The sequence below is a fragment of the Rhodococcus sp. EPR-157 genome, from assembly GCF_001647195.1.
In the GTDB taxonomy this organism is placed as follows: domain Bacteria; phylum Actinomycetota; class Actinomycetes; order Mycobacteriales; family Mycobacteriaceae; genus Rhodococcoides.
In genome coordinates this window covers 1-8,042 of record NZ_LVCV01000337.1, presented here as the reverse complement: position 1 = coordinate 8,042, position 8,042 = coordinate 1, and the positions used below count along the sequence as shown (strand labels likewise).

Sequence of the window (8,042 nt, the reverse complement as noted above, 5' to 3'; positions counted from 1 at the left end):
CGACCACTGTGCTGTCTCGCAACAGTCGTGCCTTGGCATTGCGACGGATCGTACCGGAGGTGACGAGGCAACCTGCGATGTTTCCGACCTTGGACGAACGGAACAGCGCGCGGATCTCGGCCTGACCGAGAGCAACCTCTTCGTAGACGGGCTTGAGCATGCCCTTGAGGGCCTTCTCGATCTCGTCGATCGCCTGGTAGATGACCGAGTAGTACCGGATGTCCACGCCCTCGCGGTTGGCAAGCTCGGTGGCTTTGCCCTCCGCACGAACGTTGAAGCCGATGATGATCGCGTTCGACGCCGACGCCAGGTTGACGTTGGTCTCCGTGACGCCACCGACACCGCGGTCGATGACGCGCAACTCGACCTCGTCGTCGATCTCGATACCCAGCAAGGCCTCTTCCAGCGCCTCGACGGTTCCCGAGTTGTCACCCTTGAGGATCAAGTTGAGCTGTGAAGTCTCCTTCAGAGCTGCATCGAGATCGTCCAGGCTGATGCGCTTACGACTCTTCGCTGCCAGCGCGTTGCGCTTGCGTGCATTTCGTCGATCGGCGATCTGACGGGCGATTCGGTCCTCGTCGACGACCAGGAGGTTGTCGCCTGCACCTGGCACCGACGTGAAGCCGATGACCTGGACAGGACGTGACGGCAGCGCCTCGGTGACGTCTTCGCCGTGCTCGTCGACCATGCGGCGGACGCGTCCGTATGCGTCTCCCGCCACGATCGAGTCTCCGACGCGGAGCGTTCCGCGAGCGATGAGGACAGTGGCAACCGGTCCGCGTCCACGGTCGAGGTGCGCCTCGATGGCAACACCCTGAGCATCCATGTCCGGGTTCGCACGCAGGTCGAGCGACGCATCGGCAGTCAACAGCACCGCTTCGAGAAGGGCATCGATATTGGTGCCCTGCTTCGCAGAGATGTCGACGAACATGGTGTCGCCGCCGTATTCCTCGGCTACCAGGCCGTACTCGGTCAGCTGCTGACGGATCTTGTCCGGGTTCGCGCCTTCCTTGTCGATCTTGTTGACCGCAACCACGATGGGCACATCTGCTGCCTGAGCGTGGTTGATCGCTTCCACCGTCTGAGGCATGACGCCGTCGTCGGCAGCGACGACCAGGATCGCGAGGTCCGTGGCCTTGGCACCACGAGCACGCATGGCCGTGAAGGCCTCGTGACCGGGGGTGTCGATGAACGTTACGAGACGCTCGTTGCCTTCGAGCTCGGTCAGCACCTGGTACGCACCGATGTGCTGCGTGATACCACCGGCTTCGCCTTCGCGAACGGCGGTGTTACGGATCGAGTCCAGCAGTCGCGTCTTGCCGTGGTCGACGTGACCCATGACCGTGACGACCGGCGGACGCTGCTCGAGATCGTCCTCGCCACCCGCGTCCTCGCCGTAGGTGAGGTCGAAGCTGTCGAGCAGTTCGCGATCCTCGTCCTCGGGGCTGACGACCTGGACGACGTAGTTCATTTCGCCGCCGAGCAGTTCGAGCGTCTCGTCGTTGACCGACTGAGTAGCCGTCACCATCTCACCGAGGTTGAACAGGGCCTGCACGAGCGCTGCGGGGTTCGCGTCGATCTTGTCAGCGAAGTCCGACAGCGATGCGCCGCGAGCGAGACGGATGGTCTCACCGTTGCCGCGAGGCAGCCTGACGCCGCCGACCGCGGGAGCCTGCATGCTTTCGTACTCGGCGCGTTTCGCCCGCTTCGACTTGCGACCGCGACGAACAGCTCCACCGGGACGACCGAATGCACCTGCAGCCGCTCCGCGCTGACCGGGACGGCCACCGCCACCTGGACGACCGCGGAAACCGCCTGCGGGAGCTCCGCCTGCGGGAGCTCCACCGGGAGCACCCGGTGCGCCGCCGCCGCGGTATCCGCCGCCGCCTGCGCCGCCACCCGGACGTCCACCCGGCGCGCCACCTGGGCGTCCCGGGCGGCCTGCTGCCGGACTCGGTCGTGCCGAACGTGTCGGCATCGCACCTGGATTCGGACGGGGAGGCATCGAACCGGGGCTCGGACGAGGTCCAGCCTGGCCCGGAGCCGGACGGGGACCGCCCTGCCCGGGAGCCGGGCGGCTTCCTCCCTGCGCAGCGGCTGGACGAGCTCCGCCCTGACCCGGCGTAGGACGTGCCCCGCCGGGGCGGGGACTGCCGGGGGCTGGGCGTGGAGCTGGACGCTCTACTGGAGCCGAGGAGTACGGGTTGTTGCCGACCCGAGGCGCCTTGGGACCTGGCTTCGGTCCCGGTGCGCCCGGTTTGGGTCCGGCAGGTGCCGATTCCGTCTCTGCGGCCGACGGCGCCTGCTGTGCCGGCGCCGGAGTAGCGGCCGCTGGGGCCGCCGACTCTACCGGCGCGGCAGGTGCGGCGGGGGCCGGAGCTGCTGGTGCCGGAGTCGTCGGTGCTGGCACGGGTGCAGCCGGAGTTTCAGGTTTCACCGCTGCGGGCGCAGCGGGAGTCGGACGCGCGGCAGGCTTGGGGCCCGGACGCGGACCGCCAGGCTTGGCGCCCGTGCTCGGCTTGGGTGCGCTCGCGGTCGTGCTGCCGTTCTCGGACGGCGAGTCCGACTTCTCGGACGGGAACGATTCACGTAGACGACGCGCTACAGGCGCCTCGACGGTGGACGAAGCTGATTTGACGAACTCGCCTTGCTCCTTGAGCCGTGCGAGTAGTTCCTTACTGGTGACACCGAGTTCTTTTGCCAACTCGTGCACGCGGGCCTTGCCTGCCACTGCTCTCCTCACTGAGAGGCCGAGCGAGGCATTGGTGCCTGCACGACCTCGGGTTAATTCCGATGGACGTTCATCGTCGGTGCTTCACGGTGTGCTCATCAGTGCTGTTGCCTGTTCTTCTCGTCGGGTAGAACTCTGCGCTCTACGAAGGCGTCGACTGCGGAAATGTCGATCGCACCAGGTACTCGTAGTGCTCTGCCGAAGGCTCGGCGCCGCTCCGCGTTGTGGAGACAATTCCGATCGAGGTGCAACCATGCGCCTCGACCGGGGAGTCGGTGCTCGACATCCGGGACGATGATGCAATCGGAAGATTGCGATTCACCGTCCGAACGACTGACCACGACACGCAGCAGGTCGGCGGTCGGAGCTTTCTCCTTGCACCCGACACAAGTTCGCACCGGTAGACGTAAAGGCGTCGAACCGGTGCTCACATGACTGCGGGGCATGGAGTTCACTTCCGAACCGACTCCCACTCTACCGCTGTATTGCTCCGAACTCCGCATTCTGTACTTACCCGCTGGTGGACTCGGGTGCCGCGGCCGCGTCGCTTCGGATATCGATCCGCCAACCGGTCAGCCGAGCAGCCAACCGCGCGTTCTGCCCCTCCTTGCCGATGGCCAGGGACAGCTGATAGTCGGGGACGATGACGCGAGCGGCGCGGGCAGCCGCATCGACGACCGTCACCGATACAACCTTCGACGGTGACAGCGCATTCCCGACGAAGGTGGCCGGATCCTCGTCGAAGTCGATGATGTCGATCTTCTCCCCCGCGAGTTCGCTCATGACGTTGCGCACGCGTTGTCCCATGGGTCCGATGCACGCGCCTTTGGCGTTGAGACCGGAGACGGTGGAAGCCACGGCGATCTTGGAGCGATGGCCGGACTCACGAGCGACAGCCATGATCTCCACCGACCCGTCGGCGATCTCGGGCACTTCGAGTGCGAACAGCTTCCGAACGAGGTTCGGGTGAGTCCGGGACAGCGTGATCTGCGGCCCACGCTGACCACGCGCGACTCCGACGACGTAGCACTTGATTCTCTCGCCGTGCTCGTAGCTTTCACCCGGAACCTGCTCGGCCGGCGGGAGCAGACCGTCCGCCCCGTTGGCTTCACTTCCGATACGGACGATGACGGTGCCCTTGGCGTTGGCTCTCGTATCTCGCTGGATGACTCCGTTGACGATCTCACCCTCGTGCGTGGAGTACTCGCCGAAGGAACGCTCGTGCTCGGCGTCGCGCAGGCGCTGCAGAATGACCTGGCGCGCTGTCGTCGCGGCGATACGACCGAATCCCTCCGGCGTGTCGTCCCACTCCGAGATGGTGTTGCCGTCCTCGTCGATCTCCTTGGCCATCACCTTGACCGAACCACTCTTGCGATCGACATCGATCCACGCATGCTGCTGATGGCCCTCGGTGTGCCGGTACGCGGTCAACAGTGCAGTCTGAATCGTCGAGATGACGGTGTCGATCGAGACCCCTTTTTCGGCCTCGATCGCGCGCAACGCAGCTATGTCGATATTCACTTGTCGGACCCTTCTTCCGGTGCTTCCACATTCACGATCTCGTCGGAGTCCGCAGGCGCGGGCCGACCGTCCACGACACCGCCCGCCAACTCCATCTCCTCGGCCTTGGGCCGCGAGAACTCTACTTGCACAACAGCCTTGACGACACTGGACAGTTCGACCGCCCGAGTGGCCAGGACGCCCTTCGTACGCGTGACAATGGTCACGACGCCGCCGTCGAGGACTCCGACTCGCCCGTCGAACTTCTCCTCGGCCAACTCGATCCGCACCGATCGGCCACGAGCGCGGCGCCAGTGCAGCTCTTCCGTCAAGGGTCGGTCGATGCCGGGCGTAGTGACTTCGAGGGTGTACGGCGCTTCGCCGAAGTCCGACACGCCGTCGAACACCTCCGAGATCTCGCGACTGAGAATCGGCAGGGCGTCCAGGTCGATACCCTGCTCGCGATCGACCATGATCCGAACAGCGCTGTGCTTGCCCGCGGACACGACGTTGACGTCCTCGAGGTCGAAGCCCTGAGCGTGGATCAGATCGGACAGGAGCGCGATGACCCTCTCCTTGGACGGAACAGGCATCGTGGTGTGCACTCCTCGTGAAGTTGTGGGCGAATCATCGGCAGACGGTGAACGTACAGCCTAGCGCCATCGAGAGGTGTCTGTGACCAGGAGCGGGTGCGCACGATCGAGGGCGTACCTGGCACCATGTGAACGTGCCGACGCCCGCAATCGCCCCTTCCCTCAGTCGCCGCTCGGCGATCCGGCTGGCGGCGGCCGCAGCGCTCGCGACCGTCGGCCTCGTCGCGACCGCCGGATGCTCCTCCGACGAGGACACTGCCGCGACAGTGGACACTTTGACGACGCACCTTCGTCGGGCCCGGAAGGACGCGGACATGGCGGCAGCGTTGATCGCGATTCTTCCCGAACGTGCGGGCGCTCTCTCCGTGATTCAGTCGGAGCGAGGCGCACACGCCGATTCCTTGGCCGCGGAGATCGACCGCGTCGCGGGCGTCGCCGACGAGAGCACCCTCCCCGCCACCCCGCCCACGACCACGACTGCGCAGAACCCACCACCGTCACTGGAGGAGCTGATGACCAGCCTGTCCGAATCGGGTCGTAGCGCCGCAGACTCGGCCCGGAACGAGTCGGGATATCGAGCCGGACTTCTCGGTTCGATCAGCGCAGCATGCACCGTTCAATCGATCGTGGTGCTGGCATGAACGAACTCGGGGAGGAACAGCAAGCCCTGGTCGACGCACTGAACGCGGAGTACGCCGCCGTCTTCGCGTACGGAATCGTCGGGGCATTCTCGAATCCAGCGCGGGCCGACGTCGTGGCGGCCAACGCCGCAGCACACCGGGCCCGGCGGGACGCGACGATCGACGCGTTGAAGGCGGCAAGCGTCACCGCACCCCAACCTGCCACGGCCTATACGACGCCGTTCCCGGTCACCGATCCGATCACGGCGGCCCAGTTGGCCGCGCAAGCGGAGGTCGACACGTCGATCGCGTGGCGGTCTGTGATCGAACGCAGCAATTCCGGCCCCACCAGGGAGACCGGAATCACTGCACTCACGGAAGCTGCACTGCGACTGGCGAACTGGCGAGAGATCCTGGGAGTAGTTCCGTCCTCGACTCCGTTTCCCGGGCAGCCCTGATTCCGGTCGGCATGAACAGCGCGGCGAAAATTCCCACCACGACAGCTCCGGCACCGACGAGGAGCGCAGGGGCAAGCGCATCGGTGTAACCGGTCGGTGTCAACGAGCCGCCCGCACCGAGGAACACTGCCGTCAGCACCGCGATGCCGAGCGCAACACCGATCTCGCGGATAGTGGAGTTGGTACTGCTCGCCGTAGCGTGATCGTCCTCGGCCATATCGGTCAGTACCGCCGTTGCCGATGGCGCGAAGGTCAGGCCCATTCCGATGCCCGCCATCGCCAGAGCGGGGACCATACTCGCGTAGGACGTCCCGGGCTGCAGTATCGCGGCCATCCAGACCAGCGCGCCGGCTTGCAGCGTGAGTCCACCCACGAGTAGTGCGCGAAGACCGAGCCTCGGCGCGAGAAGACCTGCGAGCGGCGCCACGATCATGGGCGCCGCCGTCCACGGCAACGTGCGTAGTCCCGCTTGGAACGGGGAGTACCCCATGACGATCTGCAGGTACTGCGACAGCAGGAATACAGCCCCGAACATTCCGAGCGTGAAAGTGACGCCGATGATGTTCGCGATCGAGAAGCTGCGTGATCGGAACAGTCTCAGTGGGACGACGGGGAATGCGCCGCGCCGTTGCCGAACGACGAAGCCCACCAGCGCGAGAGCCGACACCAGGAACGACAGAAGCACCGTGCTGGAGGTCCAACCATCGTCGTTGCCGTGGACGACGGCCCAGACGAGCAGGAAGACGCTCACGCCTGCGAGGACGATCCCGAGATAGTCGAGAGGTTGCCTGCGGCCGAACGATTCCTTCAGCGCGACGAGAGCGAGAGGCACCGCGATCAGGGCGACCGGCACGTTGATCCAGAAGATGGCCTCCCAGGAGATGCCGTCGACGACCGCACCGCCGACCACCGGCCCCAGCGCGACCCCGAGCCCGGACACCCCTCCCCAGATTCCTATGGCCAGTGCACGTTTCGCCGCCGGAACCACCCCGGCGAGCAGCGTGAGCGACAGAGGCATGATCGCCGCTGCTCCGGCGCCTTGAATTGCCCGTGCGGCGATCAGCATCGCAGGGGTGGTCGCGAGGGCCGAGGCAATGGAGGCGAGGGTGAAGATCGCGATGCCGCCGAGAAAGACGTTCCGCCTACCCCAGCGATCGCCCAGCGTGGCTGCCGCAAGCATCAGTGTCGCGAAACTCAGTGTGTACGCATTGAGGAACCACTGCAGTTCGCCGACCGAAGCTGACAGATCAGCCTGAATCACCGGCAACGCACTCGTCATCACGAGGTTGTCGAGTGTTGCCATGAACATCGGAAGCGAAGCCGCGACGATCCCGACCCAGATGGGGACAGTGCGCGACGGTGAGTGCTGCGTTTCGGTGGTAACGGCCATCGTCGATCCTTTCGCGTGATGCAAGTGCTGAAGTAAGCATCAAATGATTACTTACACGGACAGACGTTAGTTATCGACTGATAACCTGTCAACATGGCAGCTCCTACGAAGACCACCCGCATGGACGCATCCGATCGGCGTGAGCTGGTGCTCGACGCGGCCACTCGCGCTTTCGCCAAGGGCGGGTACGCCGGCACCAGCACGGACGCCGTGGCCAAAGAGGCAGGCGTGTCTCAGCCGTACGTCGTGCGCATGTTCGGCACCAAGAGCGAGCTGTTCAGACTGGCATTTCAACGAGCCATCGACGGAATCATGAGGGCCTTCGATGACGTACTGAACGGATCCGAGCCGTATCCGGACGGCGACGTATGGGCAGCACTCGGCGGGGCCTACACCGAACTCGTCGCCGACCGAGACCTGTTGTTGGTGATGATGCACGGGTTCACGGCAGGCAGCACTCCCGAGATCGGGGCACAAGGCCGCGCAGGTATGGCCGCCATCTACACCCAGATCAAGGACAGCACCGGATGCACGCCCGAGGAAGCCCGCGACTTCATCGCGAATGGCATGCTACTGAACTGCCTTCTCGCCATGCAGGCACCCGAGCATGCCGAGGACGACTCCGCCCTCGGCGAACTGGCGAGCTGCGCATTCGGTCCGGATCTGGACCAGCTCGAATCCGCGCCCTAAGGGTTCATCTCGTACGCACCGTCGTAGCCGAGGACCTCAGCCCATACGGCGTCGAACCGC

General features: G+C 65.2%; 8 protein-coding genes. 3 read left to right on the top strand and 5 right to left on the bottom strand.

Going from position 1 to position 8,042, the window contains the following annotated elements; all coding sequences use genetic code 11:
• The 4 genes from infB to rimP all read right to left on the bottom strand — a co-directional run.
• A partial coding sequence (gene infB / locus A2J03_RS30010; RefSeq protein WP_082897860.1) for a translation initiation factor IF-2 occupies window positions 1–2,731 on the bottom strand: 2,731 nt, incomplete at its 3' end.
• Between the two features lie 98 nt (window positions 2,732–2,829).
• Window positions 2,830–3,177, bottom strand: coding sequence for a YlxR family protein (locus A2J03_RS15465; protein ID WP_197480798.1), 348 nt, complete (start codon window positions 3,175–3,177; stop codon window positions 2,830–2,832).
• 64 nt (window positions 3,178–3,241) lie between these two features.
• Window positions 3,242–4,252, bottom strand: a complete 1,011-nt coding sequence (gene nusA, locus A2J03_RS15460; RefSeq protein WP_068375584.1) for a transcription termination factor NusA — start codon at window positions 4,250–4,252, stop codon at window positions 3,242–3,244.
• Entirely contained in the window at window positions 4,249–4,824 is a 576-nt protein-coding gene (rimP, locus tag A2J03_RS15455) for a ribosome maturation factor RimP (protein ID WP_068375591.1), read from the bottom strand. Before rimP ends, nusA begins: the two co-directional genes overlap by 4 nt.
• Before the next feature lie 134 nt (window positions 4,825–4,958).
• On the opposite strand from rimP, the gene A2J03_RS15450 reads away from it, so the two are divergent.
• Both A2J03_RS15450 and A2J03_RS15445 read left to right on the top strand, forming a co-directional pair.
• Window positions 4,959–5,465 (top strand): hypothetical protein, encoded by a 507-nt coding sequence (locus A2J03_RS15450; protein WP_068375589.1) that lies wholly within the window; start codon window positions 4,959–4,961, stop codon window positions 5,463–5,465.
• On the top strand, window positions 5,462–5,902 hold the full coding sequence (locus tag A2J03_RS15445) for a ferritin-like domain-containing protein (RefSeq protein ID WP_068375583.1): 441 nt from the start codon (window positions 5,462–5,464) through the stop codon (window positions 5,900–5,902). The genes A2J03_RS15450 and A2J03_RS15445 overlap by 4 nt, the downstream gene beginning before the upstream one ends.
• Here A2J03_RS15445 and A2J03_RS15440 read toward each other — a convergent pair.
• Window positions 5,817–7,292, bottom strand: a complete 1,476-nt coding sequence (locus tag A2J03_RS15440; RefSeq protein WP_068375582.1) for a DHA2 family efflux MFS transporter permease subunit — start codon at window positions 7,290–7,292, stop codon at window positions 5,817–5,819. The genes A2J03_RS15445 and A2J03_RS15440 overlap by 86 nt on opposite strands.
• A 93-nt stretch (window positions 7,293–7,385) precedes the next feature.
• On the opposite strand from A2J03_RS15440, the gene A2J03_RS15435 reads away from it, so the two are divergent.
• Window positions 7,386–7,982 carry a TetR/AcrR family transcriptional regulator gene (locus A2J03_RS15435; protein WP_068375581.1) on the top strand — a complete coding sequence of 199 codons (597 nt, stop codon included), beginning with the start codon at window positions 7,386–7,388 and terminating at the stop codon, window positions 7,980–7,982.
• Window positions 7,983–8,042 lie beyond the last annotated feature (60 nt).